Origin of the sequence: Pseudomonas marvdashtae (genome assembly GCF_014268655.2) — a bacterium.
Classification (GTDB): Bacteria; Pseudomonadota; Gammaproteobacteria; order Pseudomonadales; family Pseudomonadaceae; genus Aquipseudomonas; species Aquipseudomonas marvdashtae.
The window spans coordinates 62,345-78,235 of sequence record NZ_JABWQX020000007.1 but is presented as its reverse complement, the minus strand read 5'-3'; the positions used below and the strand labels follow the sequence as shown (position 1 = coordinate 78,235).

14 protein-coding genes are annotated in these 15,891 nt (G+C 61.2%); 2 read left to right on the top strand and 12 right to left on the bottom strand.

Features of this window, described 5'->3' with window-relative positions:
- Positions 1–129: 129 nt before the first annotated feature.
- The 8 genes from hutH to hutC all read right to left on the bottom strand — a co-directional run bounded on the left by hutH (position 130) and on the right by hutC (position 9,448).
- Positions 130–1,653, bottom strand: a complete 1,524-nt coding sequence (gene hutH / locus HU742_RS25650) for a histidine ammonia-lyase (RefSeq protein ID WP_186644538.1) — start codon at positions 1,651–1,653, stop codon at positions 130–132.
- A 76-nt stretch (positions 1,654–1,729) separates the two neighbouring features.
- Positions 1,730–2,560 carry a quaternary amine ABC transporter ATP-binding protein gene (locus tag HU742_RS25645; protein WP_072345081.1) on the bottom strand — a complete coding sequence of 277 codons (831 nt, stop codon included), beginning with the start codon at positions 2,558–2,560 and terminating at the stop codon, positions 1,730–1,732.
- Positions 2,557–3,408: an ABC transporter permease gene (locus HU742_RS25640; RefSeq protein ID WP_186638783.1), complete on the bottom strand. Its 852-nt coding sequence runs from the start codon at positions 3,406–3,408 to the stop codon at positions 2,557–2,559. The genes HU742_RS25645 and HU742_RS25640 overlap by 4 nt, the downstream gene beginning before the upstream one ends.
- 71 nt (positions 3,409–3,479) lie before the next feature.
- Positions 3,480–4,448, bottom strand: a complete 969-nt coding sequence (locus tag HU742_RS25635) for an ABC transporter substrate-binding protein (protein WP_186644537.1) — start codon at positions 4,446–4,448, stop codon at positions 3,480–3,482.
- A gap of 70 nt (positions 4,449–4,518) precedes the next feature.
- Positions 4,519–5,982, bottom strand: coding sequence for a purine-cytosine permease family protein (locus HU742_RS25630; RefSeq protein WP_186644536.1), 1,464 nt, complete (start codon positions 5,980–5,982; stop codon positions 4,519–4,521).
- Between the two features lie 51 nt (positions 5,983–6,033).
- Complete coding sequence (gene hutU, locus HU742_RS25625) at positions 6,034–7,722, bottom strand: urocanate hydratase (RefSeq protein ID WP_186638789.1); 1,689 nt, start codon at positions 7,720–7,722, stop codon at positions 6,034–6,036.
- A gap of 449 nt (positions 7,723–8,171) precedes the next feature.
- On the bottom strand, positions 8,172–8,741 hold the full coding sequence (locus HU742_RS25620) for a HutD/Ves family protein (protein ID WP_186644535.1): 570 nt from the start codon (positions 8,739–8,741) through the stop codon (positions 8,172–8,174).
- Complete coding sequence (gene hutC, locus HU742_RS25615) at positions 8,738–9,448, bottom strand: histidine utilization transcriptional repressor HutC (RefSeq protein WP_186644551.1); 711 nt, start codon at positions 9,446–9,448, stop codon at positions 8,738–8,740. Before hutC ends, HU742_RS25620 begins: the two co-directional genes overlap by 4 nt.
- Before the next feature lie 144 nt (positions 9,449–9,592).
- Here hutC and HU742_RS25610 point away from each other — a divergent pair, with 144 nt between their 5' ends.
- Positions 9,593–10,957: a formimidoylglutamate deiminase gene (locus HU742_RS25610; RefSeq protein WP_186644534.1), complete on the top strand. Its 1,365-nt coding sequence runs from the start codon at positions 9,593–9,595 to the stop codon at positions 10,955–10,957.
- Positions 10,958–11,012: 55 nt separating this feature from the next.
- On the opposite strand, the gene HU742_RS25605 is transcribed toward HU742_RS25610, so the two are convergent.
- Entirely contained in the window at positions 11,013–11,582 is a 570-nt protein-coding gene (locus tag HU742_RS25605) for a lipocalin family protein (protein WP_186644533.1), read from the bottom strand.
- 43 nt (positions 11,583–11,625) lie between these two features.
- Complete coding sequence (locus tag HU742_RS25600; RefSeq protein WP_003186715.1) at positions 11,626–11,880, bottom strand: hypothetical protein; 255 nt, start codon at positions 11,878–11,880, stop codon at positions 11,626–11,628.
- A 285-nt stretch (positions 11,881–12,165) separates the two neighbouring features.
- On the opposite strand from HU742_RS25600, the gene HU742_RS25595 reads away from it, so the two are divergent.
- A complete protein-coding gene (locus HU742_RS25595) occupies positions 12,166–14,058 on the top strand; it encodes a methyl-accepting chemotaxis protein (RefSeq protein ID WP_202883643.1) in 1,893 nt (630 codons plus the stop codon).
- Positions 14,059–14,118: 60 nt separating this feature from the next.
- On the opposite strand, the gene HU742_RS25590 is transcribed toward HU742_RS25595, so the two are convergent.
- Positions 14,119–14,715 carry a DUF924 family protein gene (locus HU742_RS25590; protein ID WP_186644532.1) on the bottom strand — a complete coding sequence of 199 codons (597 nt, stop codon included), beginning with the start codon at positions 14,713–14,715 and terminating at the stop codon, positions 14,119–14,121.
- 3 nt (positions 14,716–14,718) lie between these two features.
- Positions 14,719–15,729 (bottom strand): class 1 fructose-bisphosphatase, encoded by a 1,011-nt coding sequence (locus HU742_RS25585; RefSeq protein WP_025211364.1) that lies wholly within the window; start codon positions 15,727–15,729, stop codon positions 14,719–14,721.
- Positions 15,730–15,891 lie beyond the last annotated feature (162 nt).

The window sequence follows — 15,891 nt, the reverse complement described above, 5'->3', positions numbered from 1 at the left end:
TGCTCCTTTTGAGAGTTTTGTTTTTTCATCCGCCAGTCGCTCCGGAATGTTCCGTTATCCGTCACCCTCGCTTTTTGGGCGATGCCTTGTGGGCTATAGGTGTCTTGGCACGCTGGCGCTATTTTTCGATCAATTCAAATTCGGTAAAACACTGTGCAGCACGTTCGGGTCTTTGAGCAGCCCGGCGGCGGCAGCGATGTCCGGCGCCAGCCAGCGGTCCTGGTCGTAGGCCGGGACGCGCTCGCGCAGCAGTTTCCAGGCGATGTCGGTGCCGGCGCCAAAGCGCTGCTCCTTGAGAAATTCAAAGGACTGGGCCGCCAACAAATATTCGATGGCGAGGATCTGTGTGCAGTTTTCCAGCGCCCGGTGCAGCTTCAGGGCCGCGTTGGTGCCCATGCTCAAATGGTCTTCCTGCAAGCCGGAGGTGACGAAATTGTCCAGCACCGCCGGCTGCGCCAACTGGCGATTTTCCGCGCACAGCGACGCAGCGACGTATTGCACGATCATCATCCCCGAATTCACGCCGGGGTTGGCGACCAGGAAGGCTGGCAAGCCGCTGACATGGGGATTGATCAGGCGATCGAGGCGGCGCTCGGCGATCGAGCCGATTTCCGCCATGGCAATCGCCAGCAGATCCGCCGCCAACGCCACCGACTGGCCATGGGGATTGGCCTGGGACATGACTCGGAAATTTTCCGGCGTGCCCAGCAGCAGCGGGTTATCGGTAGCGGCGTTGAGTTCGGTTTCGATCTGTTGCCGGGCATGGGCCAACTGGTCGCGAGCCGCGCCGTGCACCTGGGGGATCGAGCGGATGCTCAAGGCGTCCTGGGTGCGGATGCCCAAGCTCGACGCGATGACTTCGCTGCCGTCGAGCAGCGCCCGCAAATTGACCCCAACCTGCTGCATGCCCGGGTGCGGCTTGAGGGCGATGACTTCGGCGTCGAACGCGGCGATCTGGCCGCGCTGGGCCTCGAAACTCATGGCACCGATCACATCGGCCCATTGCAACAGCCGCGTCGCATCGGCCAGGGCCAGGCAACTGAGGCCGGTCATGCACGGCGTGCCGTTGACCAGGCACAAACCGTCCTTGGCCCCCAGTTGCACCGGTTGCAAACCCTCTGCGGCCAGGGCCTGTTGCGCCGGGACTACTTGCCCGCGATAGCTGACCTGGCCGACGCCCAGCAGCGCGATGCCGATGTGGGCCATGTGGGTCAGGTAACCCACCGAACCCTGGGACGGCACTAGCGGCGTGATACCGCGATTGAGCAGCGCCAGCAGCGCTTCGACCACCCGCCGATGGATGCCGGACTTGCCTTGGCTGTAATTGAGGATGGCCGCGCAGAGAATCGCCCGAGTCTGCTCGTCGGAGAGCGCCGGGCCGACGCCACAGGCATGGCTGAGCAAGGTGTTGCGTGATAACTGGCTAAGTTGTTCGTCCTTGAGCGAGACATTGCACAAGGCGCCCAGGCCGGTGTTGACGCCATAGGCGCGCTCGCCGCTTTCGACGATGCGCTGGACGATGGCCTGGGCATTGTCGATCCGCGCCCAGGTCTGGGTCGACAGCTCAAGCACAGCGCCGAAGCGCGCGACGGCGACCACGTCCTGCCAGCGCAACGGGGCGCCGGTGATGATGATTTTTTCAGCCTGGGACATCTCAAACCTCATTCAAATTCTCCCGCGCCACAACAGCCTGTCAGCCAAAAATAGCTGTTCAGCTGCCACATCAGTCTCACACCACCGCCGCCCTGCGCTGTACAAACCGATCGACATACTCATCCGCCGGCGAGTGCAGGATCTCCCGCGGCGTGCCGACCTGGATCAGCTTGCCGTCCTTGAGAATCGCGATGCGGTTGCCGATGCGCACGGCCTCGTCGAGGTCGTGGGTGATGAAGACGATGGTTTTGTGCAGGGTCTTTTGCAGCTCCAACAACTGATCCTGCATTTCTGCGCGAATCAGTGGGTCGAGGGCGCTGAAGGCTTCGTCCATCAGGATGATGTCGGTGTCCGCCGCCAACGCACGGGCGAGGCCGACGCGCTGGCGCATGCCGCCGGAGAGCTGGTGCGGGTATTTGTTCTCGTAGCCTTTCAGGCCCACGGTGTTGATCCAGTGCAGCGCCCGTTCGGCGCACACCTGCTTGCTCTCGCCGCGTACTTTCAAGCCGTAGGCGACGTTGTCCAGCACGCTCTTGTGGGGCAGCAGGCCGAAGCTCTGGAACACCATGCTGATCTTGTGCCGGCGAAACTCGCGCAGGGCGTCCATGTCCAGCTGCAGGATGTCTTCGCCGTCCACCAGGATTGCGCCGCTGGTAGGGTCGATCAGCCGGTTGAAGTGGCGCACCAACGTGGACTTGCCGGAACCGGACAGGCCCATGATCACGAAGATTTCCCCGGTGCCGATGCTCAGCGACAGGTCGTTCACGCCGACCACGCAACCGGTTTCGGCCAGCACCTGGTCCTTGGTCTTGTTCTGGCGGATCAGCTCCAGGGCTTCCTTGGAGCGGTTGCCGAAAATCTTGAAGACGTTCTTGACTTCGATCTTGCTGACGGCTGCGTTGCTCATTTGCTCACCTCATGCCGAGGACGACCATAGGCCTGGGTAATGCGGTCGATGACCACGGCGAGAATCACAATGGCCAGCCCCGCTTCCAGGCCACGCCCGACGTTGAGGGTCTGGATACCCACCAGCACGTCTTCACCCAGGCCACGGGCGCCGATCATCGAGGCGATGACCACCATCGACAGGGCCATCATGGTGGTCTGGTTGATCCCGGCCATGATGCTCGGCAGGGCCAGGGGCAATTGCACGCCGAATAGCTGCTGCCAGCGGTTGGCGCCGAAGGCGTTGATGGCTTCCATCACCTCGCCGTCCACTTGGCGGATGCCCAGGTCGGTCAGGCGAATCAACGGCGGCGCGGCATAGATCACCGTGGCGAAAATCGCCGGGACCTTGCCCAGGCCGAACAGCATCAACACCGGAATCAGGTACACGAAGCTCGGCATGGTCTGCATAATGTCCAGCAACGGCATCAGCACCGAACGCAGGCGATTGCTGCGCGCCGAGAGGATGCCCAGGGGAATGCCGATCAACACCGAGATCAGGGTCGCCACCAGCATCAGCGCGAGGGTCTGCATCAGCTTGTCCCACAGGCCCACCGCACCCACCAGGAACAGCAGTCCGACGATCACTGTCGTGGCGACGATCTTGCGGGTGGCGTGCCAGGCAATGCCACCGACAATCGCCAGCATCAACCACCACGGCGCCATGCGCAGCAACCCTTCGAGGTTGACGATGGCCCATAGCAGGGTCTCGGAGATGTGCCGGAACACATCGCCATAGTTGGTCACCAGGGAATCGACCCAACCGTTGACCCAGTCGGCGATGGAGAAGGTAAAGCTTTCGGGAAACATAAGAGACTCTCGATCAGGTGGATGCGGTGAACGTCCCGGCCAGCCCTACGGTTGGCCGGGAAATATTCGACCTACAGAGCCGCGTCGATTTTCTTGGCAGCGTCTTCGCTCACCCAGGCGTGCCAGACTTCAGGATGTTCCTTCAGGAAGATCTTCGCCAGTTTCGGCGACTCGATCCGCTCTTTGGCCATGCGCCCGAGGTTCTGGTTCAGGATATCGATTGGCAGGTTGACCTTTTCCAGCACCGCCACCAGTTCCGGGGCTTCGTCGTGGAAGGTCTTGGACAGGCCGACCTTGATGCTCACGCTTTTATCCACACCCGGCTTTTCTTCCAGCTTGACCAAGTCCACCTGGCCCATCAGCGGCGTCGGCGACCAGTAGTAGAACAGGATCGGCTCGCCACGCTTGTAGCTCGACAGCACCGCGGCATCCAGCGCCGGGCCGGTGCCTGGACGGAAGTTGGTGTAGGTTTTTTCCAGGCCGTAGCTTTTCAGCATTTCGCTGTTGTCCAGCTCACAGGTCCAGCCGGCCGGGCAGTTGTAGAAACGGCCCTTGGATGGCTCTTCCTGATCCTTGAACACGGCGGCGTATTGGCCCAGGTCAGCGATGTTCTTCAGGCCCGGCGCCTTGGCTTCAAGCTTGCGCTTGGCATCGCCTTCGATCACGTAGCGCGGCACGTACCAGCCTTCGATGGCGCCCACCACCGGGGCACCGACGCCGACCACCTTGCCGGCCTTCTCGGCCTTGTTCCAGACTTCACTGCGGCCGACCCACTCTTCGGCAAACACCTGGATGTCGTTGCTGCTCAGGGCGTTTTCCATGGTGATGGAGTTGCCGGGCAGGCTGTCGGTCTTGCAGTCGTAGCCTTTTTCCAGCACCACTTGCATCACGTCGGTCAGCAGCATGCCGCTTTCCCAGTTCAGGCCGGCAAACTTCACCGGTTTACCCGACTCGCACCAACCGGCCGCTTGCGTGGCGCCGGCGCTGGCCAGCAGGCCGATGGTCAGCAATGTGGTCAGCAGGGTCTTGTTCGACTTCATTATGTGACGCTCCTAATCAGTTGGATTGGCTTACGGCAGTCAAGAGGCATCCAGCCCTGTCAACGTCCCATCAGACCGCTTGGATGCGGCCCGCCCTGCTCGGTTGTGCGTCAACCGCGTCCTGCTCGAGCGGCAGGATCAATTGATCGGGTACTGCGCTGTGCCACTTCTTGGCGAGGACGTAGTACAGCGCCGCCGGGACCACCAGGCCGATGATCCAGGAGATGTCCACACCGCCCATGGCCTTCACCAGCGGACCGGTATAGAACTTGGTGGCAATGAATGGCAGTTGAACCAGTACCCCGAAGACATAGACGCTGATGCCGAGGGCATTCCAGCGACCATAGCGGCCGTTCGGGTCGTTCAGTGCCGGCACGTCATAGCGTTCGCGCGTGATGCAGTAGTAGTCCACCAGGTTGATCGCGCTCCAAGGCGTGAAGAACGCCAGCAAGAACAGAATGAAAGACTTGAAGGCACCGAGGAACGAGTGCTGGCCCAGCAGCGCGATCAAGGTCGCAGCGCCGACGATGACCAGCACGAAGACCAGGCGCTGCACGCGCGTGACGTTCACGTGCCCGCGGAACCCGCTGATGATGGTCGCGATGCACATGAAGCTGCCGTAGGAGTTCAGCGTGGAGATGGTGACCTTGCCGAACGCGATGCTGAAGTACAGCAGCGCAGCCGTCGCACCGGTTCCTCCCAGGCCAACGATATAGGCCACTTCGTGACCGGCGAACTGCCCGTTGGCCGAGGCGGCGGCAAACACGCCGAGGATCATCGCCACTTGTGCGCCGATGACTGAACCGGCGCCGGCGGCGAAAAAGGTTTTCACCGAAGAGGTCTTGCTCGGCAAGTAACGCGAATAGTCCGCCACGTAGGGGCCGAAGGCGATCTGCCAGGAAGCCGCGAGCGACACCGCCAGCAGGAAGCTGCTCCAGCTGAAGTGGCGGATCTGCAGGAGTGCGCCCACGTCCGTCTGGCCGATCAGGCGAGCGAACAAATAAACGAAGGCGATCACACCAATAACGCTGGCGACACGGCCAATGAAATGGATCACCCGATAACCGAGCACCGTCACCAGCACGATGACACTGGCGAAAATGAGGATGCCGACACTGTCACTGACGCCAAACAACTGGCCCAGCGCCTGGCCGGAAAGCACGGTTCCGGTGGCGGTGAAACCCAGGTACATCAGGCACACCAGCACGATCGGAATGGCCGCGCCATACACACCAAACTGCACGCGACTGGAGATCATCTGCGGCAGGCCCAGCTTGGGCCCTTGGGCCGCATGCAAGGCCATGACGCCACCGCCGAGCACTTGGCCGATCAGCAAACCGATCAACGACCAGAACACATCGCCGCCCAGCACCACCGCCAATGCACCGGTGACGATGGCTGTAATTTGCAGGTTGGCACCCATCCAGAGGGTGAATTGGCTTAACAGCCGGCCGTGCCTCTCCGCTTCCGGGATGTAGTCGATCGAACGTTTCTCGATCAACTTGCTGCTTGTGCGCGTGTTGGTGACAGCCATGGTTCAACCTCTGTGGATTGTTCTGGTTAGGGCAGTGCTTTCGGCGCGGGGTTACTTGCCCGTGATCATTGGCAGGTTCAGCCCCTGCTCCTTCGCGCAATCAATGGCGATCTGGTAACCGGCATCGGCGTGACGCATGACACCTGTGCCCGGATCGTTGTGCAGCACCCGGGCAATTCGCTCGGCCGCTTCGTCGGTGCCGTCGCAAACGATGACCATGCCCGAATGCTGAGAGAAGCCCATGCCGACGCCGCCACCGTGGTGCAGCGAAACCCAGGTCGCGCCGCTGGCGGTATTGAGCAAGGCGTTGAGCAACGGCCAGTCGGATACGGCGTCGGAACCGTCCTGCATGGATTCGGTTTCACGGTTAGGGCTGGCGACGGAGCCGGAGTCGAGGTGGTCGCGACCAATGACGATCGGCGCTGACAATTCGCCGCTGCGCACCATTTCGTTGAACGCCAGGCCCAACTTGGCGCGCTGGCCCAGGCCTACCCAGCAGATACGTGCCGGCAAACCCTGGAAACTGATGCGCTCGCGGGCCATGTCGAGCCAGTTGTGCAGGTGGGCGTCGTCGGGGATCAGTTCCTTGACCTTGGCGTCGGTCTTGTAGATGTCCTGCGGATCACCGGACAGCGCCGCCCAACGGAATGGGCCGATGCCACGGCAGAACAGTGGACGGATATAGGCCGGAACAAAGCCGGGGAAATCGAAGGCATTTTCGACGCCCTCTTCCTGGGCCATCTGGCGGATGTTGTTGCCGTAGTCAAAGGTCGGCACGCCCATTTTCTGGAAGGCCAGCATGGCTTTGACGTGGACGGCCATCGATTGCTTGGCGGCTTTCACCACGGCGGCGGGCTCGGTCTTGGCGCGGGCGCGGTATTCGTCCCAGGTCCAGCCGGCCGGCAGGTAACCATTGAGGGGATCGTGGGCGCTGGTCTGGTCGGTGACCATGTCCGGACGCACACCACGCTTGACCAGTTCCGGTAGGATTTCAGCCGCGTTGCCCAGCAGCGCAATGGAAATCGCCTTGCCTTCTTTGGTGTATTTGTCGATGCGCGCCAGGGCGTCCTCGAGGTCAGTAGCCTGCTCGTCGACATAACGGCTGTTCAAGCGGAAGTCGATGCTCACCTGCTGGCATTCGATGTTCAGCGAGCAAGCACCGGCCAGGGTCGCGGCCAGGGGTTGCGCGCCACCCATGCCGCCGAGGCCGGCGGTCAGGACCCAACGGCCCTTGAGGTTGGAGTCGTAGTGCTGGCGACCGGCCTCGACGAAGGTTTCATAAGTGCCTTGCACGATGCCCTGGCTGCCGATGTAGATCCAGCTGCCGGCCGTCATCTGGCCGTACATGGCCAGGCCCTTGGCGTCGAGTTCGTTGAAGTGCTCCCAACTGGCCCAGTGCGGCACCAGGTTGGAGTTGGCGATCAGTACGCGTGGGGCGTTGCTGTGGGTCTTGAACACGCCCACCGGCTTGCCGGATTGCACCAGCAGGGTTTCGTCATCGTTCAGGTTGGTCAGGCTTTCGACGATCTTGTCGTAGCACTCCCAGTTGCGCGCAGCGCGACCGATGCCACCGTAGACCACCAGCTCCTTGGGGTTCTCGGCCACTTCAGGGTCGAGGTTGTTCATCAACATGCGCAGCGGCGCTTCAGTCAGCCAGCTCTTGGCGGTCAGCGTATTGCCGCGAGGCGCGCGGATTTCAACGTCACGGTATTTTTCAGGTTTGCGGGTAGCGTCGGTCACAGCAAAAACTCCTCAGCGATCAATCCAGACCAGCCCGGGCAGTGGGCAGCGATTTCTACGAACGTTGCGTTGAATATCGGCGACTCATACGCATACGTCTTTACTTGTATGTACAAGCATATGCAATCGAACGGCCAACTTGCTGGAGGCAATGTTCGGGAACGGTTGGGGAATTGGCTGAAAGCCTTGTGATTTAAGGCCTACTGAGCTGCATGAAATTTTTGAAGAGGGTATTCGAGGGGGCAATCGGAGCGGCACGGAAGCGTGGTATTGCGCCACGCTGGGGCGTTCGGTAACAAGTTGGTGCGCATGGAGGGAACAATGAGGTGAGCTTTTGTGGCGAGGGAGCTTGCTCCCGCTGGGCTGCGAAGCAGACCCAAAAAACAGGGCCGCTGCGCGCCCCAGCGGGAGCAAGCTCCCTCGCCACAAAAGCGCTGTCGCAGGGCGCCTTAGCGGGCCGTCAGCTCGATCACGCAGCATTGGCCGCAGGTGGTGATGTCCAGCAGCCCGGTGTTACCGCTCAGTTGCAGGCAGTCATAAAGCCCCAGTGCCTCGACAGCCTCATCCATCTTGACCCTCAGCGTCGGAGCCGCACTGAACACCAACACCGTCCCCGCCTCGCTGAAAAACCGCTGCTGCCCACCCATCCACTGCAACCGCGCGCGGTAACGCTGTGGCGCGTAGATCAGGTTGAAGTCGCGAATCGGTCCGCCCAGCAATGTGCAGTGCACATGGCTCTCGCCGCTGAACGCGAAAGGATCCAGCGGATGCAAAGGCCGCGTGGAATGGCCATCGACGTTCAGCGTCATGCCGTCGCCCTGCAGGACACTGATGATTCGCTCATAACCGGCGAACGTGGAAAAGCCGCCAGACTCACCTATGTCGGCAATCGACAGCCGCCAGCCGAAACCCTCCAGGCCCGCGCCGGCATCGCGGGTGATCTCTTCAGTGCTGCCACCGCCATTCTTCCAAGGCATGCGCGGGTACTGCGCGGCACGTAAAACCTTCACTTGGCTCATTTATGAAAGCGCCCTTCCAAGCTGTGACGGGAGCCCGGATGGATCAGCCGCGCGGCGGTCACCGGTTGGCGCCCGGACCAGGTGCGACGACGGATCAACAGGCACGGCTCGCCCCTTTCGATCTGCAACAGCTTGCATTCGCTCGGTTCGGCCAGGATCGCCTCGACCACATGCTCGCCTTCGGTCAGCGGTGCAACCTGGTTCAGGTAGGCGTAGGGGGTTTGCACGGTGAAATCCTGCTGGAGGTATTCCGGCGCCACCAGTGCGTTGACGAAACGGTCCTCGATCTGCACGGGGATGTCGTTTTCGAAATGCACAATCAGCGAATGGAACACCTTCTGGCCTTCACGCATGTCCAGGGCCAGCGCCCGCTCGGAACCGGCCGCCTCTTCTTCCAGGGTGATGACCTTGCAGCTGTGGCGATGACCACGGGAGGCAATTTCGTCGGCGATGTTATGCACTTCGAACAATGCCGATTGGCTCTTGGGCTCGGCGACGAACGTGCCGACCCCCTGCATGCGCACCAACAGACCGTCGGCGGTCATTTCCCGCAGGGCACGGTTGATGGTCATGCGGCTGAAACCCAGTTGGCTGACCAGCTCGCTTTCCGACGGCACGCGGTAATGCGGCGGCCAGTTTCCACTGTCGATCTGCTGGGTGATCATCTGTTTGACGCGGGCGTACAAGGGCGCCGGACTGTCACCCATGTGTGCGGCCAGCGGCGGTTTGGCAGGCGGAGTCGGCACGGCGGTTCCCTGTTCTGCGAATAAGGTTGCTAGCTTGCCGGAGTTTACCGGCCAGGCAAACGTCTGTATATGTATATACAAATTACACGCACCGAGGTTCAACCCATGTCCGCCTTCTTCGCTGAGCGCGCGCTGTTGCCTGATGGATGGGCCAATGATGTACGTCTTGAGGTCAACGCCCACGGCGTCTTGATCCATATCCAGGCCGGTTCCCACGCAGACGGCGCCGAACGGCTGGCGGGTCCTTTGTTGCCAGGCATGCCAAACCTGCACTCCCATGCTTTCCAACGGGCGATGGCCGGGCTGGCGGAAGTGGCCGGCAACCCCAACGACAGTTTCTGGACCTGGCGCGACCTGATGTACCGACTCGTCGGTAAAATCAGTCCCGATCAGCTCGGCATCATCGCCAGGCAGCTGTACATCGAGATGCTCAAGGCCGGCTACACCTCGGTCGCCGAATTCCATTACGTTCATCACGACACCGACGGCACGCCCTACGCCGACCCGGCCGAACTTGCCTTGCGCATCAGCCAGGCCGCGATTGCCGCCGGCATCGGCTTGACGCTGCTGCCGGTGCTCTACAGCCATTCCGGCTTCGGCGGTCAGGCGCCCAATGAAGGGCAGCGCCGATTCATCAACAGCACCGAAAACTACTTGAAGTTGCAGTCGCGTTTGCAGCCGGTCCTGGCCGGGCAAGCGAATCAGGCCCTGGGTTTGTGCTTCCATTCCTTGCGCGCCGTGACGCCCGGGCAGATCCAAGAGGTGCTGGCCGCCAGCGATCCCCATTGTCCAGTGCACATCCACATTGCCGAGCAGCAAAAGGAAGTCGACGATTGCCTGAGTTGGAGCGGCGCCCGCCCGCTGCAATGGCTGTACGAAAACACCGAGGTCGACCAGCGCTGGTGCCTGGTCCACGCCACCCACGCCAACCCCCAGGAAGTCAGCCTCATGGCCAAGAGCCGGGCGATTGCCGGCCTGTGCCTGACCACCGAAGCCAACCTGGGAGACGGAGTTTTCCCGGCCGTGGATTTCCTCGCCCAGGGCGGACGCCTGGGTATCGGCTCCGACAGCCATGTCTCGTTGAGTGTGGTGGAAGAGTTGCGTTGGCTGGAGTACGGCCAGCGGCTGCGGGATCAGCGACGCAACCGCCTGTATCGCTCGGATCAGCCGATGGTCGGACGCACGCTGTTTGATGCCGCCCTGGAAGGAGGAGCCCAGGCGCTGGGGCAACCCATCGGCGCCTTGGAGGTTGGCAAGCGCGCTGACTGGCTCGTGCTCGAGGGCAACGACCCTTACCTGGCCACGGCCAACGGCGACGGCATCCTCAATCGCTGGCTGTTTGCCGGCGGGGATCGCCAGGTGCGGGACGTGATGGTCGGGGGAAAATGGGTAGTCCGCGATGGACACCACGCCGGGGAAGCAGAGAGCGCCCGGGCGTTTACCCAAGTACTGCGCGAACTTCTGGGCTGACAACCCTTAACAATGTGGGACCTGACTGGCTCCCACATTCGGTCTCGGGCCTCGGTCAGTCCGACGTCTTGGCCATCTGCCGATCCGATGCACGCCAGATCAACCGTGTCGTGTCATAGCCCTGCTGGCGCGCCTTGCTCAGCAATTCTTCAAGCACGTCCACATTGACTGTTGGCGAGCGGGACAGCAGCCACATGTAGCGACGGCTCGGATCGCCGACAATTGCCGTCTTGTAATCGTCGCTGACGTACAACACCCAGTACTCCCCCTTCGCCACGCCCGGCACGATCCGCGAGAACCAGTTGTCGAACTCGACCCAAAGCTTGTCGGTCTTGCCTGGCACTTGCGGGGATGCCGTGCCCCTGGCTTCCTCCCACTGCCAGTCCGACGTCAGGCAGCGGTTGAATACATCCACGTTGCCGTCAGGCTTGAGGGTGTAGTGAGCTTCGGATTGTGCGCAGTTGCGCTGGAAATACATCGGCAGGCGGGCCAACTCGTACCAGGTCCCTTGGTAACGCTTGAGATTGACACTGTTGACGGTCTTGGGCGCCAACGGGTCTACGCCAGAAGTGGCACAGCCGGCCAATACCAGGCCAGCCAAAAGCACAAAAACTAACCGCATCATTATTTTTTTCTCCCGTGGGCACTTGGCCCCGGTTTACTTCGGATTACTTCAGGCCTTGGCCGGAAAACATCAACACTTTGTCACCCGCGTACTGCACGCTGATAAAGCTTTTCTGGTCGCCCCAAGTGCAGCTGGACATGCCGAGCGCGCCCGAACAATCAGTCGGTTTCCCAAGCAACGTTTCGACCTCGGCCTTGGGCATGCCGGCCGACAACTTCGAATAGTTTTCCTGGTTGACCTTGCTGCATGCGGTCAACACGACGCACATAAACAGCAGGGCGATAGATCGCAGCGACATGGTGTAACTCCTGGAACGGAAGGGAGGTGGGCAGGGTGCCAACCTGAACCTTAGAAGAGAAAACCCCTATCTGGTTCCCCGACGAACCCAGTATTTATTGGCCGAACAGTGTTGTTTCATCGGCTTATCGTCCAGTTTGTGACGCCGTCGTGCCTTTCGTCGGGAATGGGCCGCTGACGCCTGATGGGCCGGACCTTTGCGCCGATAAAAAGTAACAGCGCAAAGTCCAGTGTTATGGCAAATTGGCGCCCCTTTCTGACCCGTCCCTCCGCGGTAGCGCTCTTAATGACCAGAAACATGAAATTCAGCCATAAAATCCTGCTGGCTGCCGCCCTCGTTGTGGCCGTCGCATTCGCCTGTTTCATCCTGTTCAACGATTACCGCCAACGACAAAGCCTCAACGCCAGCACCGAGACGTCCATGCAGGAACTCGGCAACCTGACCAGTCGTAATATCCAGACGTGGGTCGAGGGCCGTATTCAACTGCTGCAATCGCTGGCCCAGCAAATCGCCATCGATGGAAACAGCGCCGAGAGCTTGAAGCGCGCCGTGGGCCTGCCTGCCTACACCGGCAACTTCCAGCTCAGCTATTTCGGCGGTACCGACGGCGTCATGTTCTCGATACCCGCCGGCAATCGTGCCGCCGATTACGACCCTCGCGCTCGCGGCTGGTACAAGGCCGCCAACAGCGCCCAGCAAACCATCGTCACCGAACCCTACATCGCGGCTTCGTCGGGCAAGCTGGTAATCACTGTTGCCACGCCGGTACAACGCCAGAACCAGATGATCGGCGTGGCGGGAGCGGACATCGACCTGTCGAGCGTCAGCGCCATCATCAACTCGCTGAATTTCGGCGGCCACGGCCATGCTTTCATCGTCAGTGCCGACGGCAAGATCCTGGTCCATCCCGACAGCAAGCGCGTGCTCAAGACCCTCGCCGAGGCCTACCCCAACGGCGCGCCACACGTCAGCCCGGGCTTGAAGGAAGTCGAGCTCGACGGCAAGACCCAATTCATCTCCTTCACCCACGTGAATGGCGTACCCGGGGCGGATTGGTACGTAGCGCTGGTGCTCGACAAGAGCACGGCGCTGGCGATGCTCAGCGAATTCCGTACCTCGGCGCTGATTGCCATGGCCATCGCCGTGGTGTTCATCATCGCCCTGCTAGGCATGCTAATCCGCGTGCTGATGCAACCGCTGCTGACCATGGGCCGCGCCATGCACGACATCGCCGAGGGCGAAGGTGACCTGACACGGCGCCTGGTCATTCATGGCCAGGACGAATTTGGCGCCCTGGGCACTTCGTTCAACCGATTTGTAGAACGTATCCATACATCGATCCGCGAAGTCGCTTCGGCGACCGGTCAGGTCAACGAAGTGGCGCTGCGCGTAGTCAGCGCGTCCAATTCGTCGATGTACAACTCCGACCAGCAGGCGTCGCGCACCAGCAGCGTGGCCGCGGCGATCAACGAGCTCGGCGCCGCCGCCCAGGAAATCGCCCAGAACGCCGCCCTCGCCTCGCAGCATTCCAGCGAAGCCCGCAACCTCGCTGAAGATGGCCAGCAAGTGGTGGATAAAACCATCACGGCGATGCAGCAACTGTCGGCCAAGATCAGCGATTCGTGCGGCAACATCGAAACCCTGAACAGCAACACGGTGAACATCGGCCAGATTCTCGAAGTGATCACCAGCATTTCCCAACAGACCAACCTGCTCGCACTGAACGCCGCCATCGAAGCCGCCCGCGCTGGTGAAGCCGGGCGTGGCTTCGCGGTGGTCGCCGACGAAGTACGCAACCTGGCCCACCGCACCCAGGATTCAGCGCAGCAAGTGAAGAAGATGATCGAAGAGCTTCAAGTCGGCGCGCGGGAAGCGGTGCTGACCATGACCGACAGCCAGCGCCAGAGCGAGAGCAGCGTCGGCATCGCCAACCAGGCCGGCGAACGCCTGGGCAGCGTGACCCAGCGCATCGGAGAAATCGACGGCATGAACCAGTCCGTGGCGACCGCCACCGAAGAACAGACCGCCGTGGTGGAATCGATCAACGTCGACATCACCGAAATCAACACCCTGAACCAGGAAGGCGTGGAAAACCTGCAAGCCACGTTGCGGGCCTGTGCCGACCTGGAACAGCAGGCGGCGCGGTTGAAGCAGTTGGTGGGTAGTTTCAGGATCTAACTACCGGACTGGCCATATCGCGAGCTTGCTCGCGATAGCGGCGTCAGCTGGCAGTAAACATCAGAACCTTGACCCAGGCCTCTTCAAAAACTCCATCTCCTCAGCCGTCGACTCGCGCCCCAACACCGCATTGCGATGGGGAAAGCGTCCAAACCGAGCAATGATCTTCTGATGCCGTTCGGCATAATCCAGGTTGTCTTCAAACACCGCCCGCTGCGCCTGCGGCTGTTCTCGGACCAGCTCGATGAACCGCGACACGGCTTCGTTCTGTACCGCGAGGTTTTCGCAGTGTTCGAGCACGAGGTAGATGAATACCCGCTGGATCGGCTTGAGTTGCCGGTCAAACCCTGCCGCCAGGCCTTGGGCGACCAGCGCTTGGGCACGCAGGTCACCGGAAAAGCTCTTGGGCGTGTTGCGATAGATCATCCGCGGGAGTTGATCCAGTAGCAGCACCAGGGCCAGCCAACCTTCCGAGCGTTGCGCCCAATCGGTCAATCCGCCGGCCAGTGCCTGCTCGACCTGATCGCCGAAGCGCTCTTGCGCCTGGCGATCATGGCCTTTGCCGAACCACAGCTTGCCCTTGTCAGCCGCTATTTCGTCCGGCGTCTGGGCTGTACCAAACCACCAATCGAGCAACGGCTGCCAGGGCTCGGCCATGATTTATTCCTTGTGGTAGGCCGTGGCGCGGGCCACTTCTTCTTTCGAGCCAAGGAACACTGCTACGCGCTGGTGCAGGCCTTCAGGCTGGATATCGAGGATGCGCTGGTGCCCGTCGGTGGAAGCGCCACCGGCCTGCTCCACCAGGAACGACATCGGGTTGGCTTCGTACATCAGGCGCAGCTTGCCCGGCTTGGACGGCTCACGGCTGTCACGCGGGTACATGAACAGACCGCCACGGGTCAGGATACGGTGCACATCGGCAACCATCGCGGCGACCCAGCGCATGTTGTAGTTCTTTTTCAGCGGACCTTCTTCACCGGCCAACAACTCGTTGACGTAGCGTTGTACCGGGGCTTCCCAGTGACGCTGGTTGGACATGTTGATGGCGAATTCCTGGGTGGTTTCAGGAATGGTGATGTCTTCGTGGGTCAGCACGAAGCTGCCCATCTCACGGTCCAGGGTGAAACCCTTCACGCCGTCGCCCAGGGTCAACACCAGCATTGTCTGAGGACCGTAAATGGCATAACCGGCGGCGACCTGTTCGGTGCCCGGCTGCAGGAAGGCCTTTTCATTCAGGGCTTCGTTCTGGCTCAGGTACTCGTTCGGGCAACGCAGCACCGAGAAGATGGTGCCGACCGGCGCGTTGATGTCGATGTTCGACGAACCGTCCAGTGGGTCGAACACCAGCAGATAGGCACCCTTGGGGTATTTGCCCGGGATCTGGTAGGCGTTGTCCATTTCTTCGGACGCCATGCCAGCCAGGTGGCCGCCCCATTCGTTGGCTTCGAGCAGGATTTCGTTCGACAGCACGTCGAGTTTCTTCTGCACTTCGCCCTGCACGTTTTCGGTGCCCATGCTGCCCAGGACACCACCCAACGCGCCTTTGGAGACGGCGTGGCTGATCTCTTTGCACGCACGCGCCACCACTTCGATCAAAAAGCGCAGATCGGCAGGGGTATTGTTGCTGCGGGTCTGCTCAATCAAATAGCGACTCAAGGTAACGCGGGACATGGACGGCTCCGAAGAATAGGGGGCGGAAAAACCCGCGCAGTTTAGCGCGAGTCGGGACTTAATTCCTCCTATGAGACGGGATATGGAGGATTGAGTTCACGGGCTGGGGCTCGCTTCGGTGTTTATGTTGATAAAGGGGAGGCATCACCAACTGGCTCGCCC

Coding starts and splice junctions, on each gene's coding strand:
- hutH (WP_186644538.1), bottom strand. CDS start 1,653: ATGTCCCAGGCTGAAAAAATCATCATCACCGGCGCCCCGTTGCGCTGG.
- HU742_RS25645 (WP_072345081.1), bottom strand. CDS start 2,560: ATGAGCAACGCAGCCGTCAGCAAGATCGAAGTCAAGAACGTCTTCAAG.
- HU742_RS25640 (WP_186638783.1), bottom strand. CDS start 3,408: ATGTTTCCCGAAAGCTTTACCTTCTCCATCGCCGACTGGGTCAACGGT.
- HU742_RS25635 (WP_186644537.1), bottom strand. CDS start 4,448: ATGAAGTCGAACAAGACCCTGCTGACCACATTGCTGACCATCGGCCTG.
- HU742_RS25630 (WP_186644536.1), bottom strand. CDS start 5,982: ATGGCTGTCACCAACACGCGCACAAGCAGCAAGTTGATCGAGAAACGT.
- HU742_RS25620 (WP_186644535.1), bottom strand. CDS start 8,741: ATGAGCCAAGTGAAGGTTTTACGTGCCGCGCAGTACCCGCGCATGCCT.
- hutC (WP_186644551.1), bottom strand. CDS start 9,448: ATGGGTGACAGTCCGGCGCCCTTGTACGCCCGCGTCAAACAGATGATC.
- HU742_RS25610 (WP_186644534.1), top strand. CDS start 9,593: ATGTCCGCCTTCTTCGCTGAGCGCGCGCTGTTGCCTGATGGATGGGCC.
- HU742_RS25605 (WP_186644533.1), bottom strand. CDS start 11,582: ATGATGCGGTTAGTTTTTGTGCTTTTGGCTGGCCTGGTATTGGCCGGC.
- HU742_RS25600 (WP_003186715.1), bottom strand. CDS start 11,880: ATGTCGCTGCGATCTATCGCCCTGCTGTTTATGTGCGTCGTGTTGACC.
- HU742_RS25595 (WP_202883643.1), top strand. CDS start 12,166: ATGACCAGAAACATGAAATTCAGCCATAAAATCCTGCTGGCTGCCGCC.
- HU742_RS25590 (WP_186644532.1), bottom strand. CDS start 14,715: ATGGCCGAGCCCTGGCAGCCGTTGCTCGATTGGTGGTTTGGTACAGCC.
- HU742_RS25585 (WP_025211364.1), bottom strand. CDS start 15,729: ATGTCCCGCGTTACCTTGAGTCGCTATTTGATTGAGCAGACCCGCAGC.